Here is a 19,131-nt window from a genome sequence, read left to right on the forward strand (position 1 = left end):
CCTTGAACACGATGCATTGACGAAGACAGATAAACGGGATGACGGAAAAGCTGGAGCGAGCATATCGCCGCCGCTCGACGGCGTCGAGCGAGGTATCGACCAAAGACCGGCGCTGCAAGTTCCTTCCCCGTCGCATTACACTGTGTCCTTTCAGCACGTCCGTTCACTACGCCTTTTCACTAAGCCCTTTCACTAAGCCCTTTGCTTTTGCCGCAGGCCCGTCTCATGACCCATGTCATCTCCATTCAGAGCCACGTCGCCTATGGCTACGTCGGCAATCGTGCCGCCGTTTTCCCGCTGCAGCGGCTGGGGCTGGAAGTCACCGCCATCAACACCGTCCAGTTCTCCAACCACACCGGTTACGGCGCCTTCACCGGCGATGTCTTCAGCCCCGATCACCTCAGGAATGTGCTCGATGGCGTCGAATCCCTGGTCGGGCTCGACGATGTCGATGCCGTGCTTTCCGGCTACATGGGAGACGAAGGCATCGGCCGCGCCGTGCTGGATAGCGTCGATCGCGTCAAATTGGCCAACCCGGACGCGCTCTACTGCTGCGACCCGGTGATGGGCGACATCGGCCGCGGCTTCTTCGTCCGCCAAGGCATCCCCGAGTGGATGCGCGACCACGCCATTGCCCGCGCCGATATCGTCACGCCCAACCAGTTCGAACTCGCCTTTCTCGCCGGGCGGGAGGTAAACACCCTGGAAGACGCCCTCGCCGCCGCCGCCGCGCTGCGGGCCAAGGGCCCCAGGGTCGTGTTGATCACCTCGCTGGAAGTCACCGGGGACGACGAGGGCCACATCGGCATGCTGGTCGACGCCCCCAGCGGCAGCTGGCGGATCGCCACGCCCAAGGTGGATTTCATCATTGCGCCCAATGGTGCCGGCGATTTCACTGCCGCGATGTTCCTCGCCCACAGCCTGCGCGCCGGTCTCACCGACGAAGGCCCGGCTCGCGCCCTGGAACAGACCGCCGCCGCGGTGCAGATGCTGTTCGAACACACCCGTCGCGCCGGCACCCGCGAACTGGCGATGATCGCCGCGCAGCAGGATATCGTTTCGCCGACGGTGACGTTGCATGCCGAACGCCTCAGATAACCTCTCCATGGTTCACCAGCCGCCGCTCTATATGGGCATGGCGATGTGGGCCAACGCCGACTGGCAGGGCAGCCTGCTGCCCGCCCACGGCGACGTGGACCTGCGCGACTACGCCAGCGTGTTCAACGCGGTGGAGGGCAACACCACCTTCTACAGCGGTATCCCCAAGGCGGAAACGATCGACGCCTGGGCCGAACAGGCACCCGAGACGTTCCGCTTCTGCTTCAAGCTGCCCAGCCAGCTGACTCACGGCAAACGTCTGCGCGATATCGATGACGAGTTCGAGCGCTTCATCGAACGGCTTTCACCGCTCAAGGATCGGCTCGGCCCAATCATGGTCCAGCTACCCAGAGATTTCGGCCAGGGCGAGCTGCCCGCGCTGGAGCGATTGCTCACTCACTGGCCACGGGAGATACCCCGTGCGGTGGAGGTCCGCCACAGTGATTTTTTCCACAAAGGGCCTGCAGAACAGGCATTCAACCGCTTGTTGATAAGTCAAGACGCCAATAGGGTAATGCTCGACGTGCGGGCGCTCTTTGCCACACCCGCAGGGCTTGACAATCGGCTCGCCAAGGCGCAAGGCGAAAAGCCGAAAGTCCCATTACACGTGCTCTGCACGGCGGTCAATCCCATTATTCGCTTTATAGGACACTTCGACGAAGCCATTAACCTGGCCCGTTTCGAGCCGTGGATCGAACGCCTCATCCTGTGGATAAAACAGGGGAAAACCCCTTTTCTCTTTGTGCATACACCGGATAACCGACAGGCGCCGGAACTGGCACGAAAGTTCTACAACAAGATCGCCGAACGGATCGAATTGCCGCCGTTGGCCGAGTTCCCGGGAGAACGACAGAGCTCGCTGTTTTAGCCAAATCTGAAACAGGCTGTTGATAACTCGAACGACTTTTCTGGCCTGCGATTCAGGACTATGCTTGGCATATGCTGAAGCTTTGGAAAAGATCGGTCGGAGGACAATCCTATGCACGAGCAAGAGCGCAACGACCCACCGTCTCGCACCGTATCGGTATTCCGTAACGGCCGTAATCGAGCGGTGCGTTTGCCGAAAGGCATCGAGATCGAAGGCGTCACTGAATACGTCGCCACCCGCGTGGGGGACACCATCGTCCTCAAACCCTCGCGACCCAGTTGGCACTCGTTTATCGAGGTCGAAAAGACGGACGACGACTTCCTGCAGGACCGTGAACCCGTGTTCGAGGATGAGGGTCGATTTTGAGCACGCTTTACATCCTCGACACCAATATCTGCTCCTACGTCATGCGCGAGCATCCGGTTCAGGTGCTGGAACGTCTCGAACAGGAAGCGGGCCGAGGCACCCGCCTCTGCATCTCGGTCATCACCTATTACGAGATGCTGCTGGGCGCACGCCGAAAACCGAGCCTGCAACCGATCATCGACGCCTTCGTGGCGCGCACCAACGATGTTCTACCGTGGGGGCCGGAGACCGCTCGCGTCGCCGCCAATCTTTCTCGCCAGCTCCAGGACAAGGGGCAGCCCATCGGCCCCAATGACACGATGATCGCGGCACACGCCTTGGCGCTGAACGCCACGCTGGTCACCAACAACCTGAAGGAATTCCGCCGCGTCGAAGGCCTGGCGATTGAAGACTGGGTGAGTGGCGTCGTGATCAACGCATCGGGTCAGGAACTCACGCCGTAATAAAGTCCACAATCTCTTTCACTGTCTTCTTTCAAACCCTCCCTTCAAACACTGACGATTCGAGAGAAGGTTGATCTTCACGTAAAGGTCAAATAGCGCTAGGGTAGTGGAAATTAGGGAAGAGAATGACGCCGTGTCCGGCCAGACCTACGCCATTGGCGAACTCGCGCAGCACTTCGACGTGACCACCCGTACCATCCGCTTCTACGAGCAGGAAGGCCTGCTCTCCCCACAGCGTCGCGGCAAGACCCGCGTCTACCACGAGAAGGACCGCGTTCGTCTCAAGCTTGCCTTGCGCGGCAAACGCCTGGGTTTCTCGCTGATCGAGATCCGCGAAGTACTGGATCTCTACGACACCCGCGTTGATGGCAGCGTCCGCCAACTCGAGCGCCTGCTCGAGATCCTTGCCGACAAACGCGCCAACCTCGAACGCCAGCTCGAAGACATCCGCGTCATGCAGCGCGAGCTGGATCAGGTCGAAGAGCGATGCAAGGGTGCGTTGGGGGAGTTGAGGGACCGATAGCTGATTTGACAGTCCAATCCCTGAAAAGAGCACATGTCCCAGCATGCAGGTGATCGGTAGGCATGAACTCATTTGCCGGGAATAGGTGCCTCTTGTCCATACATTCCAAATGCCCTCGGGATTGACAAGAAGCAGTAAATCCCGCCTTGCACCAGACTGCCTTTTCTAAGATAAATGATAATTTGAATGTAAGATAAAAGATAATCGAGGTGTAAGATTAACGATAATATTAGACGTGCGCGAACTACTGCTTGAGTCGAAAAGTGGTATGTCTTAATCTCCCGGCTTCCGCTCGGCCCCGATTTTCCGCAGGAAAACGCTTACAAGGAGACTCCTCATGGGACTTGCCATCGCTGGCGTTATTTTGAATGTTCTGTTGGCTATAGCCGTCGTTCTCAACGTCGTTGAAGATCTTTCAGGTACAGCTTCGACGGTGTTTCTGACTCTCACCGCAGCTTCATTGGCGGCAACGATTGTCGGGTTTTTCATCGCCCTGAACCAACGTGATAAGCGATTGGGCCCGATTTTGATGATTGTGGGTTCTATCATTTTCGTTCCTGGCGGACTGGTTGCCATGTTTGGAGCGAAACGGCTGATGAACCAATCCAAACAGGATCAACGTGCCCAGGAAAAATTCAGCGAGTGAGCGTCACGAGTGATGAATGAGTTCAGCCCAATTACATAAAGGATACTCCGTGTCAGAGTCTGAGCCCTTCGACGATCACTGGTATTATCAAGGACGCAGGAAGATCAACGGGCCCTTCAATAAAGAAGCCATGATCGTTGCGATCATGGACCAAGATGTGGATTCGGATACACAAGTCTGGAACACAAGCTGGACTGAAGATGCTCCGACACAGGCGTTACGTGAAACAGAGCTCGGTGGTTATCTAACCGATGAGGCAAGAGAAAAATATACGCCCACGCCCGTATCGGATAGGCTGGCTTGGGTACTGGCTTTATTTCCCCTTGCGTTTCTGTTTATCGATAGCGTACTTATTTATAACTACAACCCCATCGCTTTTTCCAATGGTTACATGTTGGCGGTGCCGCTGGTCTATTCACTAATCGCCTTGGTGGATGCCTTGAGTATACGGGATAGCGGCCGCAGTAGGGCGCCCCTTTACTGGTTTTGGATGATCCCTGTCTATCTGGCAGTAAGAGCCAGTAAGTTACGAAGAGGTGGCATTTATTTCTGGCTGTGGCTGCTTTCGACGGTGCTTTATCTCATTGTCGTTTATGGGGTAGTCGATGGAGGGTATTTTATGGCATCGACTCGCCCATTGCCTTCATGCTCGAATTCCATGATCATCGATACCAATAAAGAGCTCTTTGACGACGCGGTGGCGGAAAACAGGAGGTCTCCTAATTCTCTGGCGAGATCGATCCAGAATGCATTGGGTACGGACTATGGTAATCCCTACTACGATATCGGATACAACGGCTTCAGGCAGAGCCCAAAAGCCAATGATATCGTGGAGATTGCTCAGATAACAGAAACGCAAGAAACGCGCTCATGCCAGGCCGTAGTGATCGCATCGCGAGGCCCACGGATCCCGATTGATTACAGTATCACTCGGAGAAGCGGCGGTATCGAAGTCACAATGCAGTCCCGTTAGTGCTCACTATAATCGTTTCAGGGATCTATTAAGAATGGACAGTGATAATCTACAAATCGGAAAGAAAAACCGAATCGTTGCGTTGATTCTATCCATGTTTCTTGGCGTTTTCGGAGTTGACCGGTTCTACTTGGGTAAATGGAAATCAGGCTTGTTGAAAGCATTGACTCTGGGTGGTCTATTTTTATGGTGGTTCATCGACGGCGCCATGCTGCTTTTCGATGCCTTTTTTTACTCGCTGGGAAAGGAGAAAGGCATGATGAAGGACGCCAAGGGAAGAGAGCTGAAATACGGACTGTCCATGTATCGATTCAAGAATGGGCGCTTTGAGCAGGATTGGTTCAAATAGGTCATCGATGTCCTGCAATCTTGGGGTCCGTGGCGGCGGCGGTCGGCGCGATGTGATGGCCGACTGTCGCGCGGCAAGCGCCTGGGTTTCTCGCTGATCGAGATCCGCGAAGTGCTCGATCTCTACGACGACCGCAACCATGGCAGCGTGCGCCAACTCGAACGCCAGCTCGAGATCCTCGCCGACAAACGCGCCAACCTCGAGCGCCAGCTCGAAGACATCCGCGTCATGCAGCGCGAGCTCGACCAGGTCGAAGAACGGTGCAAAGGTGCATTGGGAGAGTTGAAGGCGGCGGAACAGGGTCACTGAGCGCTAGTTGGTACACACGGTTCTGCTCTGCGGCTCCTTCGATGGTAGTCAATCTGCACGGAGCCACGACATGCAACATGACCTGGAAGCCAACAAGCGCAATGCGATCGCCTTCTATCGCACGGCGTATCTCGGTGATCCTGCCCTTGCCGTCGAAACGTACGTCGGCGCTGACTACATTCAGCACAACCCGGTAGTGGGTAATGGAAAGCAGGCGTTCATCGATTACTTCACGGCAATGGCAGAGCAGTATCCCGGGAAAGAAATCGAGTTCGTGCGCGCGGTGGCCGAAGCCGATCTGGTATCTCTACATACGCACCAGACCTGGCCCGGCGGCGATGAGTACGTCACGATGGATTTTTTCCGTTTCGACGACGACGGCAAGATCGTAGAGCACTGGGATTCCATTCAGAGAATTCCGGATGAAACCAAGAACGGAAATCCGATGTACTGAGCCCCGGCGGGCTAGCGCTTCAATCTGGCCGTTCTCGTGACGGCAAGCGGCCGGTGGCCCTCCTCCTTCCTAAATGTTCTTCGGTTTTCGACGCAACAGTGCCCCGTCTCTGAAGCCACGACTGATTAATGCTTTCGTGGCGTTGTTTCCAATGTAATGCTTGGTTACTTTGTGTAGAACAGCACAAGAGATGGCTTACAGAGTCACAAGCTTACAAGGGACAGCCGCGCTGGGATGATGGTAACCATCGTCATCCTCCATGGCTGGCGGTAGCGTGGCGGCCTTCACCAAAAGCCTACCGGACGATCCATCGCTACATGACTGTATCTATGCCCAATTGTATTGGGCCGAGCAAAATGCGCGAGCACGTGGATTCTGCAAAGCACGCCTAATTATTCTGAGAGCCCTTTAAACTCAATGAGTTAAGTGCGGGACGACTGGCTAGATAAGACTATTAAACGCGCGAGCTTGTGCAAGTGGCAAAACTAGCGCGCTATCTAATAGCTGTTATAATTCTGAGGTGGGCTATGAGTAACAAAGTGAGCACGAGCACATTTGATGACTTTATAAAGCGGCACCCTGACATGGCTCACCTTGATCCGATGAATCAACTTGATTTTGATTTGTCATCTATCAGTCAAAGTGAGTTGCAAACTTTAAAGCACTATTTCTCTGGAATATGTACAGACTTAACTTTGTACATGCAGCTATTTGGACAAGAGGAGCATGTTGCGGAGCTCAATAAATTCAATGGTTTTATTTTTTCATGTTTCGAACGAGCCTGCCTTGAGAGAATCTGCCTAATGGTCGCTACACTCATGGACCCGCCAAAAAGTATGGATAAAGAAAATTTATCACTGCGTAGATTTATTAATCAGACCAGCTCTTCTCTACTGCAAGAGCTCTTTAACAGCCTGGAAGAGTTTTACGAAGAATCTGGGATTAAAGACTGGCGCAATAAGGTGTTAGCTCATGCGGATTTGTTAACTCTGTCTGGCGAGGTTGAATTAAATATCCACTTTACTAGACAAGAGGTTGATAACTTTGTGGCTAAAATACAGGAGTTTATCGATTGGGTAAGTGACCCGAAGGTAGCAACAGATCGCCAAGTGGTATTGCCAAGAGATGCTGATGGATATTCTTTTATCAGTAAAATTAGGTCGCAAAATGAATCATAACAAGGCCAAGCACGGCGACAGCTCTTCCGCTTCGCCTACACTACAAAGCTGCGCGTGTTGGTGGCGTTATGTACTAAACCAAACATGAGGCAATAATCGAAACATGTCTGAGCCAAAGTTATTCATTTCCTACTGTTGGTCGAGTCCTGAACATGAAGATTGGGTTCTCCGACTTGGTACTGAGCTTCGAGAGAACGGGGTAGATGTAATATTAGATAAATGGGATCTGAAAGAAGGGAATGATGCTAATGCATTTATGGAGAAAATGGTTTCAGATGACGAAATAAAAAAGGTTATCTTGGTTATAGATGAGCAATATGGCGATAGAGCTAATGCGAGAAAAGGCGGTGTTGGAATAGAGACCCAAATTATCTCAGCCGAAGTTTATGAGAGTGTCGATCAAAATAAGTTTGTTGCGGTAATAGCGAGCAGAGATTTAGAGGGAAAAGCAAAGCTTCCTGTGTTTTACAAATCGAGAATATACATTGACCTCTCGGATGAAGAGCTTTATGGAAAAAACTTTGAGCAGTTGTTGAGATGGATTTACGATAAGCCATTAAACATAAAACCTGAGATAGGAAAAAAGCCAGCATTCTTAAATGTGGAGGAACAAATTTCACTAGGGACATCGGTTGTTTTTCGAAGGTTAGTGGAAGCAATAAGAAATAACCGTTCGCATGCACATGGGGCGTTGGTTGAGTATCTGAGCCTGTTTTCTGATAATCTTTCGCGACTTAGGCTGAAGCCAAGCAATGGGGCTAATGATTTTGATCAAAACATAGTAGATAGCATCGAGCAATTTATCCCTGCTAGGAATGAGTTAGTGGAGGTCTTTGGTGTTATTGCTCAATATGATCAAACGACAACTTCAGCTCCGGTAATGCATAAGTTTTTCGAATCTCTGATTCCATTTCTAGATAGGCCAGCGGTTGTTAGCTCTTATCATAAGTGGGACTGGGACAACCTGAGATTTATTATTCAAGAATCTTTCATTCTCTGCGTATCAATTTTTCTCAAGCATGAGAGGTTTGATATTGTTGCTTACTTGCTGAATCAGCGATACTACATTGCAAATGATGCTCGTTACGGGCGTAGTACCATGGCCTCCTTCGGTGTATTTAGAAACTATCTTGAGTCTCTTAACCATCGAAATAGCCGGCTAAAACTTCAACGAGTATCAGTTCACGCAGATATGATTAAGGAAAGGTGCACAGATTCAGGAGTTTCATTCGATACCATAATGCAAGCAGATTTTGTTTTGTATCTGGTGGAGGCCTTACAAGGGATTAAGGAAGACAGAAGGCAAGAGTGGTGGCCAGAAACCCTTGTTTTCAAATCATTCCATGGTGGAACCTTTGAGATTTTCCTCAGGTCTGAATCTATTGAGTACTTTAGCCGCCTGGCTTCAGTTTTAGGCGTAAGTAAGAAAACAGATCTTGAACCATTTGTTGAAGGCATAAAGGGTGGTTCTATTTACGTTCCAAAGTGGCAGTTTGAAAGAATCGCTCCTTTAGAGCTAATGAACTATGAGAACTTGTGTACACGTGCATAACAAAATGCTGCTAGGGACAAACCTACGCTACGCTTCGGTTTGCCCAGAGCACGGCGTTGGGTAACAAGGAATATAGAAAATGGCTTCGAAGGAAGATCTCCATGATTGGGTTGCCGACGCAATCCGAGCACATGGCGGAAAGGCAAAACTTGTGCAGGTTGCTAAATACATTTGGGATAACTACGAAGCCGAGCTGAAACGCTCTGGAAATCTTTTGTATACGTGGCAGTACGATATGCGTTGGGCAGCAAACGCTCTTCGTAACCAAGGTGTTTTGCGTTCTGCCGATGCGTCGCCGCGCGGTTTGTGGGAGCTCAAGTAGCGGCTATGGAGTCACCCAACAAAACGCTGCAGCTGACCGTCCAAAGCGCTGCCGCGCTTCGGGTCCCCTCCGCAGCCTACGGTTGCTCCGGCGGCAACTGAGCTTCGGCGTTCGATCACTTCGCCGCCAGCGCCACACCCACCTTCGACCGATTCGGCTTGCCGATGTTCTGGGTTATCCACACCCCTGTCTCTGCCAACTTATCCAGATTCACGCCGCTCTCGATACCCAGGCCGTTGAGCAGATAGATCACGTCTTCCGTGGCCACGTTGCCGGTGGCGCCCTTGGCGTAAGGGCAGCCGCCGAGTCCGGCGACGGCGCTGTCGATCACGCCGATGCCCTCTTCGAGCACGGCGTAGAGGTTGGCCAGCGCCTGACCGTAGGTGTCATGGAAGTGGGCGGCGAGCTTGTCTCTGGGGATCTCTTTGGCCACCGCTTCGAGCAGGCGCTTGGCCTTGAGCGGGGTGCCGACGCCGATGGTGTCGCCGAGCGAGATCTCGTAGCAGCCCATCTCATAGAGCGCTTTCGAGACCTCGGCAACTCTTGCAGGGGCGATCTCACCCTCGTATGGGCAGCCGAGCACGCAGGAGACATAGCCGCGCACGCGCACGTTCGCTTCACGGGCGCGTTCGATCACCGGGGCGAAGCGTTCCAGCGATTCGGCGATGGAGCAATTGATGTTCTTATGCGAAAAGCTCTCGCTGGCCGCCGCGAAAACGGCGACCTCTTCGACGCCGCACTCCAGCGCGGCTTCCAGCCCTTTGAGATTGGGCGTAAGCGCGGAATAGATCACGCCCGGCCGGCGGCGAATGCCGGTCATTACCTCGCGGTGATCCGCCATCTGCGGTACCCACTTGGGCGAGACGAAACTCGCCGCTTCGATCCGTTTTAGCCCCGCCGCGCCGAGCCGGTCGATCAGTTCCAGCTTGGCGGCGGTGACGATGGGTTCGGCTTCGTTCTGTAGTCCGTCCCGCGGGCCGACTTCGACGATACTGACTCGCCTCGGCATCCCCATCTCATTGTTCCTCGCGCATGTTGTCACTGGCCTCGGCACTGGCGAACGCGAGTAACTCATCCCCCTGCGCTACCGCATCGCCCACCTTGAAGTGAAACGCTTCCACCGCGCCGGCGGCGGGGGCGCTCAGGGTGTGCTCCATCTTCATCGCTTCCACCACTACCAGCGGCGTGCCTTTCTCCACCGCCTGACCGGGTTCGACCAGCAGCGCGACCACGGTGCCGTGCATGGGCGCGCTCAGTTTGGCTTCGACCTCATGCGGTAGATGATCGACCCGGTCCGAGCGCCGCCAGATCAGGCGGGACTGGAAGCCGGCGGCGGTGAGAATGATCGTTTCGCCATCCAGAGCGGGATCGGTGCGCGCCAGCAGGCGACGGCGATGGCCATCCAGCGTGATCGCCACGGCGTTACCGTCGAGCCGCTGCAAGCGGCCTTCGAGATGCTGCTCGCCGTCTCGGTCCACGCTCAGTTGCCAAGTCGATTGCGAGGCAGAGCGTGTCGCTGTCACGGGGATCGGCGGCGCGCCCTCGGCCTCGGCAAATGCCAGTCGAACGTGCTGCGGGGCGTTGAGCCGCCAGCCGTCACGGCGCTCCCACGGTGAACGTTCATCGCTGGATCGATCCAACTGGTCGAGCGCCACCAGCGCGGCGCAGGCGATGTCCGCATCGGTGACCAGTGCACTCGCGAACAGGTCGTCGTGGTGGTGTTCGATAAAGCGGGTGTCGAGCCGGGCGGCGATGAAATCCGGATGCGTGACCAGCCGCTGCAGAAAACGGCGATTGGTGGTCACGCCGGAGACATCCAGTGCCGCTAGCGCGCGATCCATCTCCGCCAGGGCCTGGCCGCGATCCTCGCCGTGGACGATCAGCTTGGCCAGCATCGGGTCATAGTGCATCGAGACGTCATCACCGGCTTCGACGCCGCTATCCAGACGCACGCGATCCGGCGCCAGGTCGCCGGCGTTCAGGTCGAGACCGAACCGTTCGAGCGTGCCGGTGGCGGGCAGGAAGTCGTTGTCCGGGTCTTCGGCATAGAGCCGCGCTTCGATGGCGTGGCCGGTTAGTGTCAGTTCATCCTGGGCCTTGGGCAGCGGTAGCCCGGCGGCCACGCGCAGCTGCCACTCGACCAGATCCTCGCCGGTGATCATCTCGGTGACCGGGTGCTCGACCTGCAGGCGCGTGTTCATCTCCATGAAGTAGAAAGGCGCCGCTTCGCTCGTCTCGGTGTTTGAGACAGGTTCGGTGGCGGCATCCAGCAGGAACTCCACCGTCCCGGCGCTGACATAGCCGATCTCCTGGGCGGCGCGCACGGCAGCTTCGCCCATTTGCTGGCGCAGTGCGGGGGGCAGGTTGGGCGCAGGAGCTTCTTCCAGCACCTTCTGGTGGCGGCGCTGCACGCTGCAGTCGCGCTCGAACAAGTAGACGCCGTTGCCTTGGCTATCGCAGAACACCTGCACTTCGACGTGGCGCGGCTGGGTCAGATATTTCTCGATCAGCATGCGTTCGTCGCCGAACGCCGCGCGGGATTCACGGCGGCAGCCATCGAGGGCGGCCTGGAACTCGTGGTCGGATTCGACCACCCGCATGCCCTTGCCGCCGCCGCCGGCGCTGGCCTTGAGCAGCACCGGGTAGCCGATTTTTCCGGCTTCTTCCCTCAGCAGGGCATCGTCCTGCGCTTCGTCGTGGTAGCCGGGCACCAGCGGCACGCCGGCCTTAAACATGCGCGCCTTCGCCGAGGCCTTGTCGCCCATGGCGGCGATGGCGTTGGCCGGCGGGCCGACGAAGACGATCTCGGCGGCCTCGCAGGCGGCGACGAACTCGGCGTTCTCGGAGAGAAACCCGTAACCCGGATGAATGGCGTCGGCGCCGCTGCGCTGGGCGGCGGCGATGACCTTGTCGATGTCGAGATAGCTCTCCCGCGCGGGCGCCGGGCCGAGACGCACGGCCTCGTCGGCCTCGCGAACGTGGAGTGCGTTGGCGTCGGCATCGGAATAGACGGCGATGGTGCGAAGCCCCAGGCGGCGGGCGGTGCGCATCACGCGGCAGGCGATCTCGCCGCGGTTGGCGATCAACACCGAACGTAGCGGGCGAGGCGCGTGGGTCAGGCTCATGAGCGCGATTCCTTGTTATCCGGGTTGCCGTCATGATCCCCGTTGGCATCCCCCGTGCGTTGCCAGGCGGGTGGGCGCTTGTCGAAAAACGCGGCGAGCCCTTCCTGGCCTTCGCGGCTGACCCGCAGTTCGCTGATCGTGCGGCAGGTGGCTTCCCGGGTTGCGTCGCTGTCGGGATCGCGGGCGACCCGGGCCAGTAGCGCCTTGGTCGCGCGCTGGGCCTGGGGCGAGGCGGCGAGCAGCCGGTCGGTCATCTGATCAATCTGGGCGTCCAGTGTTTCGCCGTCGGTGACTTCATGCACCAGGCCGAGCGCCTGCGCAGTAGTGGCGTCGATCACCTCGGCGGTGAGCGCGTAGCGGCGCATCTGGCGCGGGCCGATGGCGCGCTGCACATAAGGGCTGATCACCGCCGGCGACAGGCCGATACGCACTTCCGACAGGCAGAATGTCGCCTTGTCGGACGCGATCACCAGATCGCAGCAGGCGGCGAGCCCCACCGCGCCGCCGTAGGCCGCGCCCTGTATGCGGCACAGGGTTGGGCAGGGCAGCCCATCCAGCTGTTGCATCAGGCGCGCCAGCTCGCGGGAATCCTTGAGGTTGTCGTCGAAGCCGTAGTCCACCATGCGCTTCATCCAGTGCAGATCCGCCCCGGCGGAGAAGTGCTTGCCGCCGGATGCCAGCACCACCAGCCGCACCTCGTCGTGCTCGGCCAGCGCGTGCAGGCGTTCGAGATGGGCGTTGAGCTCTTTGATCAACGCATCGTCGAAGGCGTTGTGAACCTCGGGCCGATCCAGCATCAGCCGCGCGACGCCGCGATCGTCGATTTCCAGGCGGGAATGGTTCGAAGTCGTCATGGCATCCTCACATCCTAAACACGCCGAAGCGCGTCTCCTCGATCTCCGCATTCATCGCGGCGGAGAGCGCCAGGCCGATCACGTCGCGGGTCTGCAGCGGGTCGATCACGCCGTCGTCCCACAGCCGGGCGCTGGCGTAGTAGGGGTGGCCCTGGCGTTCGTACTGTTCGCGAATCGGCGCCTTGAACGCCGCTTCCTCGTCTTCCGGCCAGTCGCTGCCGTCGCGTTCGAGCTGCTCGCGCTTGAACTTTTCCCTTTGAACTTGGGCCAGCACGTTGGCGGCCTGCTCGCCGCCCATCACCGAGATGCGCGCATTGGGCCACATGAACAAAAGGTTCGGATCATAGGCACGACCGCACATGCCGTAGTTGCCGGCGCCGAAGCTGCCGCCGATCAGCACGGTGAACTTGGGCACCTTGGCGCAGGCCACAGCGGTGACGAGTTTGGCGCCGTGCTTGGCGATGCCTTCCTTCTCGTACTGGGAGCCGACCATGAAGCCGGTGATGTTCTGCAGAAAGATCAGCGGGATCTGGCGCTGGGCACAGAGCTCGATGAAGTGCGCGCCTTTCTGCGCGGATTCCGAGAACAGCACCCCGTTATTGGCGACGATCCCCACCGGATGGCCGCACCAGTGGGCGAAGCCGGTGACCAGGGTGTCGCCGTAGTAGCGCTTGAATTCGTCGAAGTCGGAGTCGTCCACCAACCGCCCGATCACCTCGCGGACGTCGTACGGCTTGCGCAGATCGGTGCCGACGATGCCGTAGAGCTCCGACGGGTCGAGACGCGGCGGTGCGGGTTTTCTCATCGCCAACTGGCCGCGCTTGTGCCAGTTGAGACGGGAAACGGCGCGGCGGGCGAGCTGCAGCGCGTGGGCGTCGTTCTCGGCATAGTGGTCGACCACGCCGCTGATCTTGGCGTGAACGTCGGCACCGCCCAGGTCCTCGGCGCTGATGGTCTCGCCGGTGGCGGCCTTCACCAGCGGTGGCCCGCCGAGAAAGATGGTGCCCTGGCCGCGCACGATGATCGATTCGTCGGCCATCGCCGGCACGTAGGCGCCACCGGCGGTGCAGGAGCCCATCACTACCGCGATCTGCGGGATGCCGGCGGCGGAGAGCGTGGCCTGGTTGTAGAAGATACGCCCGAAGTCGTCGACGTCGGGGAAAACCTCGTCCTGCTCGGGCAGGTAGGCACCGCCGGAGTCGACCAGGTAGACACACGGCAGCCGATGCTTGCGGGCGATCTCCTGGGCGCGCAGGTGCTTCTTCACCGTCAGCGGGAAGTAGGTGCCGCCCTTGACCGTGGCGTCGTTGGCGACGATCACGCACTCCACGCCGCTGATCCGGCCGATCCCCGCCACCACGCCGGCGGCGGGCACGGGGGAGTCGTAGACCTCGTGCGCCGCCAGCGCGCCGATCTCCAGAAACGCCGAGCCCTCGTCGAGCAGGTGGTCGATCCGGTCGCGGACGAACAGCTTGCCGCGGGATTCATGCCGCACGCGGGCCTTGTCGCCGCCACCCCGGGCGATGCTGGCGGTCAGTGTGTGGAGCTTATCGACTTCGCCCCGCAGCGCCGCCTCGTTGGCCTGGAACGCTTCCGTACGCGGGTTGATCTGGGTGGTCAGGATAGACATGAGATCGCCCTATGCTGACTCGGTGAATAATTCACGGCCAATCAACATCCGCCGAATCTCGCTCGTTCCCGCGCCGATCTCGTAGAGCTTGGCGTCGCGCAGCAGGCGCCCGGTGGGGTATTCGTTGATATAGCCGTTGCCGCCGAGCAGCTGGATCGCATCCAGCGCCATCTGGGTCGCTTTTTCGGCGCAGTAGAGAATCACCCCGGCGGCGTCCTTGCGGGTGGCGCGGCCACGGTCGCAGGCGCCGGCCACCGCGTAGAGATAGGCGCGGCAGGCGTTGAGCGTGGTGTGCATGTCGGCCAGCTTGCCCTGCACCAGCTGGAATTCTCCGATGGGCTGGCCGAACTGCTTGCGCTCGTGGACGTAGGGCACCACCACGTCCAGGCACGCCTGCATGATGCCGACAGGCCCGGCGGCGAGCACGGTGCGCTCGTAGTCCAGCCCGCTCATCAGTACTTTGACGCCGCGGTTCTCTTCGCCCAGCACGTTCTCTGCCGGCACCTGGCAATCCTCGAACACCAGCTCGCAGGTGTTCGAGCCGCGCATGCCCAGCTTGTCGAGCTTCTGGGCGGTGGAGAACCCGGCGTACCCCTTCTCGACGATGAAGGCGCTGATGCCCTTGACGCCGGCCTCCGGGTCGGTCTTGGCGTAGACCACCAGCACGTCGGCGTCGGGGCCGTTGGTGATCCACATCTTGTTGCCGTTGAGCACGTAGTGATCGCCGTGCCTGTCGGCACGCAGGGTCATCGAGACCACGTCCGACCCGGCGCCGGGCTCGGACATCGCCAGGGCGCCGACATGCTCGCCGCTGATCAGCCGAGGCAGATATTTGGCCTTCTGCTCTGCGCTGCCGTTGAGCTTGATCTGATTGACGCAGAGGTTGGCATGGGCGCCGTAGGAAAGACCCACCGACGCGCTGGCCCGCGAGATCTCTTCCATGGCGATGCAGTGGGCGAGATAGCCCATGCCGCTGCCGCCGTCTTCTTCGGCCACGGTGATACCCAGCAGGCCCATGTCACCGAACTTCCGCCATAGATCGGCCGGGAAGACGTTGTCGTGGTCGATCTGGGCCGCCCGGGGGGCGATCTCGTCGCGGGCGAAGGCGTTGACCTGCTCGCGCAGCATGTTGAGCTCGTCGGCGAGCCCGAAATCGAGCTCGGTATAGGGGGCGTGCATGGTGGAATCCTCGCTGTCCGATACAGCTTATACATCTTGGTATATGTGTCTTGGTACGTTGACGTTAACGTCAATAGGCGAAGGCGGCTAGAGCCCCTCGACCATGGTCTAGGACCCAGACACGGTTACGGGGTTTTAGCGCAGGATCAATATCAAGATTTGAGTTTATTCGTTATTTGCGTGACGATTAATCATTAACGTTGATGCGGAGCGCACCACTGATGTCTCAGACATTGAGCTTGGACCAGTTCCGAACCGCCTTTCATGCTGGCGGCCTGGTTTCCGTGGCCATCAGTGCCAGCGGTGGGGCTTTTTTCATCACGGCTCGATCGCGGGAAGGGGAGTCTTTGATACTGGGAACCACCCGCGACAAGAAGCGGCGAGCGTTTCGCGATGCGGGCAAGGCGGTGGCTGTCATGCACAAGATCGGCGCGCGTCATTTCGAAGTGGATACCTCCCATTGGGAACCGGAGCGAACGGACGACACCAGAGTGCGTCGACCGGATGCTGCCGAGCGCCAACATCAGGCGCAGCAAGCACGGTCTCACGATGCGTGGTTTAGGAGGCAGGTTCAGGCGGCGCTGGACGACGACCGCCAGCCAGTCGACGATCGAACCGTGCAGGCACGTTTCGCTCAGCGCCGCGCCGAGGCCCGACGTTTGCTCGAGGATGATACGTGAAGTTGGCTTGGCACCTGCTGGCGCTCGAGGACCGCGAAGCTATCTTCGACTATCTGGTAGTTCGTAACCCACAGGCAGCCGTCGACACCGATGAGAGGATCGAGACGGCATTGAATCGTCTGATCGATCACCCTGATAGTGGCCGTGAAGGGCGCCTGGCAGGCACTCGTGAGGTGGTGATTGACGGCACCTGCTATATCGCCGCCTACCGTGTCCAGCGGGATGCCGTGCTCGTCCTGCGGCTACTTCACGGTGCCAGACAATGGCCAGATTCCGTTCCCTGACTCCTGCTGGCCCGCCAAGTCGGGCTTTGATCGACGCGCCGAACTCGCGATTTGTTACTACTCTCGAGGTTTCACCATGCCCATCTGGAAACGTGAGTCATCACTGGAAGCGCTCACCGCCGAGTGCCGGAACACCCTGGTCAGCCATGTCGGTATCGAATTCACCGAGCTGGGTGAAGACTGCCTGCGCGGGCGGATGCCGGTGGATGCGCGTACCCACCAGCCCTACGGCCTGCTCCACGGCGGCGGCTCGGTGGTGCTGGCGGAGACGCTGGGCAGCATCGCCGCCAATCTCTGCCTGGCCGATCCGAACAAGATGGCGGTGGGGCTCGATATCAATGCCAACCACGTACGCGCGATGCGCGAAGGCTGGGTCGAGGGCTGCGCCCGGCCGCTGCATCTCGGCGCCACGACTCAGCTGTGGGAAATCCGGATCGAAGACGAGCGTGGCCGGCTGGTGTGCATGTCGCGGCTGACCATGGCGGTGGTCAATCGGGGGTGATCACTCCAGCCCCAGTTCGTGACTGGTGGTCTGGCGCATGCGGAATTTCTGGATCTTGCCGCTGACGGTCATCGGGAACTCGTCGACGAAGCGCACGTAACGCGGGATCTTGTGGTGATCGATGCGATTGCGGCAGTAATCGCGGATGGCCTCTTCGTCGAGTTCGACCCCCTCCACCAGCCGCACCCAGACCGCGACCGCCTCGCCGTACTTCGGGTCCGGCACGCCGAAGACCTGGGCGTCCGATATCGCCGGGTGAGTGTAGAGAAACTCCTCGATCTCGCGGGGATACAGGTTTTCCCCGCCACGGATGATCATGTCCTTGATGCGCCCGGTGATCGCGACGAAGCCGTCGTGGTCCATCATCGCCAGATCCCCGGTATGCATCCAGCCCTGCGGGTCGATCGCCTGGCGGGTCGCGGCGTCGTTGTTCCAGTAGCCGAGCATCACGCTGTAGCCGCGGGTGCAGAGCTCGCCGCTGACGCCGCGCGGCACGATCCGGCCGCTGGCGGGGTCGATGATCTTCACTTCCAGGTGCGGATGGATGGTGCCGACGGTGGAGACCCGTTTCGACAGCGGGGCGTCAGGCCGTGTCTGCAGGCTCACCGGGCTGGTTTCGGTCATGCCGTAGCAGATGGTGACGTCAGACATGTGCATGCGCTCGATCACCCGCTTCATCACTTCGATCGGGCAGTTGGAGCCGGCCATGATCCCGGTGCGCAGGCTGGAGAGATCGAACTCGCCGAAGCGCGGGTGCTCGAGCTCGGCGATGAACATCGTCGGCACGCCGTAGAGTGCCTGGGCGCGCTCCGCCTCCACCGCGCGCAGCGTCGCCTCGGGGTCGAAGCCGTCGTTGGGATAGATCGCGGTGGCGCGGTGCGACAGGCACGCCAGATTGCCCATCACCATGCCGAAGCAGTGATAGAGCGGCACCGGGATCACCACCCGCTCGCCGGGCTGCAGGTTCATCCCGCCGCCGACGAAAAAGCCGTTGTTGAGAATGTTGTGGTGGGTCAGCGTCACCCCCTTGGGCGCGCCGGTGGTGCCGGAGGTGTACTGGATGTTGATCGGGTCGTCGAACTGCAGTTCGGCCTGCCGCTTCGCCAACCGCTCGGCGGAGACGCTGTCGGCGAGGGCGCGCAGCTCGTCCCAGTGCCACATGCCTGGGGTGGCGAGTTCAGGGTCGAGACAGACCACCTGCCTGAGCCGGGGCAGGCTGGCGCAGTCGAGTCGGCGCTGCTCGTCGGTAGGGGCGTCGCGTAGTTCCGCGGCGATTTCGCAGAGGATGTCGACGTAATGCGACTTGATCACGTCGCCGGTCCGATAGGCGCCCTGCAATATCAGGCCGGACAGGCCGGACTGGGTGAGCGCGTGTTCGAGCTCGTGGGCGCGATAGCTCGGGTTGAGATTGACCAGGATCGCGCCGATCTTGGCCGTCGCCAGCTGGGTGAGCGCCCACTCGGCGCCGTTGAGTGACCAGATGCCGACCCGGTCGCCGCGTTCGATGCCTAGCGCGAGCAGGGCCCGCGCAATACGGTCGGCTGCGTCGCGCAGCTCGGCATAGGTATAGCGCAGATTCTGGTGGCAGCTGACCAGCGCTTCACGCTCGGGGCATTCGCTGGCGGCAGCATCGAGGCAGTCACCGATGGTCATGCCGATCAGGGGCAGATCGCTGGTACCGCTGACGTAACTCCTGGACCCAGGGTCCTTGTGGGTGTCGATTGCTGACATGCCGATATCTCCGAGAGAGCGTCTGAATGTCGGGGCTCGTATAAGGGGGCTCGCACAGGGGGCTC

Annotated in this window: 23 protein-coding genes; 17 read left to right on the plus strand and 6 right to left on the minus strand. The window is 58.9% G+C overall.

The window, feature by feature from the left end; genetic code table 11:
• From DOM36_RS20425 to DOM36_RS06050, 14 genes are all read left to right on the plus strand, one after another.
• Positions 1 to 196 (plus strand): hypothetical protein (locus DOM36_RS20425; RefSeq protein WP_232823747.1); only part of this gene is annotated, 196 nt, incomplete at its 5' end.
• Positions 197 to 225: 29 nt separating this feature from the next.
• Positions 226 to 1,098: a pyridoxal kinase PdxY gene (gene pdxY, locus DOM36_RS05985; RefSeq protein WP_110641940.1), complete on the plus strand. Its 873-nt coding sequence runs from the start codon at positions 226 to 228 to the stop codon at positions 1,096 to 1,098.
• A gap of 43 nt (positions 1,099 to 1,141) precedes the next feature.
• Positions 1,142 to 1,966, plus strand: a complete 825-nt coding sequence (locus tag DOM36_RS05990; protein WP_232823748.1) for a DUF72 domain-containing protein — start codon at positions 1,142 to 1,144, stop codon at positions 1,964 to 1,966.
• Positions 1,967 to 2,077: 111 nt separating this feature from the next.
• Entirely contained in the window at positions 2,078 to 2,332 is a 255-nt protein-coding gene (vapB, locus tag DOM36_RS05995) for a type II toxin-antitoxin system VapB family antitoxin (RefSeq protein WP_075571346.1), read from the plus strand.
• Positions 2,329 to 2,775: a type II toxin-antitoxin system VapC family toxin gene (locus DOM36_RS06000; RefSeq protein ID WP_110641942.1), complete on the plus strand. Its 447-nt coding sequence runs from the start codon at positions 2,329 to 2,331 to the stop codon at positions 2,773 to 2,775. Before vapB ends, DOM36_RS06000 begins: the two co-directional genes overlap by 4 nt.
• 133 nt (positions 2,776 to 2,908) lie before the next feature.
• Entirely contained in the window at positions 2,909 to 3,298 is a 390-nt protein-coding gene (locus DOM36_RS06005; RefSeq protein WP_110641944.1) for a MerR family DNA-binding transcriptional regulator, read from the plus strand.
• A 337-nt stretch (positions 3,299 to 3,635) separates the two neighbouring features.
• Complete coding sequence (locus tag DOM36_RS06010; RefSeq protein WP_110641946.1) at positions 3,636 to 3,944, plus strand: hypothetical protein; 309 nt, start codon at positions 3,636 to 3,638, stop codon at positions 3,942 to 3,944.
• A gap of 16 nt (positions 3,945 to 3,960) precedes the next feature.
• Positions 3,961 to 4,917: a hypothetical protein gene (locus DOM36_RS06015; protein ID WP_110641948.1), complete on the plus strand. Its 957-nt coding sequence runs from the start codon at positions 3,961 to 3,963 to the stop codon at positions 4,915 to 4,917.
• Between the two features lie 34 nt (positions 4,918 to 4,951).
• On the plus strand, positions 4,952 to 5,266 hold the full coding sequence (locus DOM36_RS06020) for a TM2 domain-containing protein (protein ID WP_198651219.1): 315 nt from the start codon (positions 4,952 to 4,954) through the stop codon (positions 5,264 to 5,266).
• 81 nt (positions 5,267 to 5,347) lie between these two features.
• Positions 5,348 to 5,575 (plus strand): MerR family DNA-binding protein, encoded by a 228-nt coding sequence (locus tag DOM36_RS20430; protein ID WP_280952794.1) that lies wholly within the window; start codon positions 5,348 to 5,350, stop codon positions 5,573 to 5,575.
• A 70-nt stretch (positions 5,576 to 5,645) separates the two neighbouring features.
• Positions 5,646 to 6,029, plus strand: coding sequence for a nuclear transport factor 2 family protein (locus DOM36_RS06030; protein WP_110641952.1), 384 nt, complete (start codon positions 5,646 to 5,648; stop codon positions 6,027 to 6,029).
• A gap of 527 nt (positions 6,030 to 6,556) precedes the next feature.
• A complete protein-coding gene (locus DOM36_RS06035) occupies positions 6,557 to 7,207 on the plus strand; it encodes a hypothetical protein (protein ID WP_110641954.1) in 651 nt (216 codons plus the stop codon).
• Positions 7,208 to 7,310: 103 nt separating this feature from the next.
• The gene (locus DOM36_RS06045) at positions 7,311 to 8,759 is read left to right on the plus strand and encodes a toll/interleukin-1 receptor domain-containing protein (protein ID WP_110641956.1); all 1,449 of its coding nucleotides are present in this window, start codon (positions 7,311 to 7,313) and stop codon (positions 8,757 to 8,759) included.
• A gap of 79 nt (positions 8,760 to 8,838) precedes the next feature.
• Positions 8,839 to 9,081, plus strand: a complete 243-nt coding sequence (locus DOM36_RS06050; RefSeq protein WP_110641957.1) for a hypothetical protein — start codon at positions 8,839 to 8,841, stop codon at positions 9,079 to 9,081.
• A gap of 115 nt (positions 9,082 to 9,196) precedes the next feature.
• Here the strand turns inward: DOM36_RS06050 and DOM36_RS06055 are convergent, their stop codons facing one another.
• From DOM36_RS06055 to DOM36_RS06075, 5 genes are read right to left on the minus strand one after another with little or no spacing between them, the layout of a single operon-like run.
• Positions 9,197 to 10,096 (minus strand): hydroxymethylglutaryl-CoA lyase, encoded by a 900-nt coding sequence (locus DOM36_RS06055; protein WP_110641959.1) that lies wholly within the window; start codon positions 10,094 to 10,096, stop codon positions 9,197 to 9,199.
• A 1-nt stretch (position 10,097) separates the two neighbouring features.
• Positions 10,098 to 12,206: an acetyl/propionyl/methylcrotonyl-CoA carboxylase subunit alpha gene (locus DOM36_RS06060; RefSeq protein ID WP_110641961.1), complete on the minus strand. Its 2,109-nt coding sequence runs from the start codon at positions 12,204 to 12,206 to the stop codon at positions 10,098 to 10,100.
• Positions 12,203 to 13,060: an enoyl-CoA hydratase/isomerase family protein gene (locus DOM36_RS06065; protein WP_110641963.1), complete on the minus strand. Its 858-nt coding sequence runs from the start codon at positions 13,058 to 13,060 to the stop codon at positions 12,203 to 12,205. Before DOM36_RS06065 ends, DOM36_RS06060 begins: the two co-directional genes overlap by 4 nt.
• Positions 13,061 to 13,067: 7 nt before the next feature.
• Entirely contained in the window at positions 13,068 to 14,690 is a 1,623-nt protein-coding gene (locus DOM36_RS06070; RefSeq protein WP_110641965.1) for a carboxyl transferase domain-containing protein, read from the minus strand.
• A gap of 9 nt (positions 14,691 to 14,699) precedes the next feature.
• Entirely contained in the window at positions 14,700 to 15,869 is a 1,170-nt protein-coding gene (locus DOM36_RS06075; RefSeq protein WP_110641967.1) for an isovaleryl-CoA dehydrogenase, read from the minus strand.
• Positions 15,870 to 16,090: 221 nt separating this feature from the next.
• On the opposite strand from DOM36_RS06075, the gene DOM36_RS06080 reads away from it, so the two are divergent.
• From DOM36_RS06080 to DOM36_RS06090, 3 genes are all read left to right on the plus strand, one after another.
• Positions 16,091 to 16,549: a hypothetical protein gene (locus DOM36_RS06080; protein WP_110641969.1), complete on the plus strand. Its 459-nt coding sequence runs from the start codon at positions 16,091 to 16,093 to the stop codon at positions 16,547 to 16,549.
• Entirely contained in the window at positions 16,546 to 16,833 is a 288-nt protein-coding gene (locus tag DOM36_RS06085) for a type II toxin-antitoxin system RelE/ParE family toxin (protein ID WP_110641970.1), read from the plus strand. Before DOM36_RS06080 ends, DOM36_RS06085 begins: the two co-directional genes overlap by 4 nt.
• Positions 16,834 to 16,909: 76 nt before the next feature.
• Positions 16,910 to 17,335, plus strand: coding sequence for a hotdog fold thioesterase (locus tag DOM36_RS06090; protein WP_110641972.1), 426 nt, complete (start codon positions 16,910 to 16,912; stop codon positions 17,333 to 17,335).
• Here DOM36_RS06090 and DOM36_RS06095 read toward each other — a convergent pair whose 3' ends face one another.
• Positions 17,336 to 19,066 carry an AMP-binding protein gene (locus DOM36_RS06095; RefSeq protein WP_110641974.1) on the minus strand — a complete coding sequence of 577 codons (1,731 nt, stop codon included), beginning with the start codon at positions 19,064 to 19,066 and terminating at the stop codon, positions 17,336 to 17,338.
• Between the last annotated feature and the right edge of the window lie 65 nt (positions 19,067 to 19,131).

The organism is Salinicola sp. CPA57 (assembly GCF_003206035.1).
Taxonomy (GTDB): Bacteria; Pseudomonadota; Gammaproteobacteria; order Pseudomonadales; family Halomonadaceae; genus Salinicola; species Salinicola socius.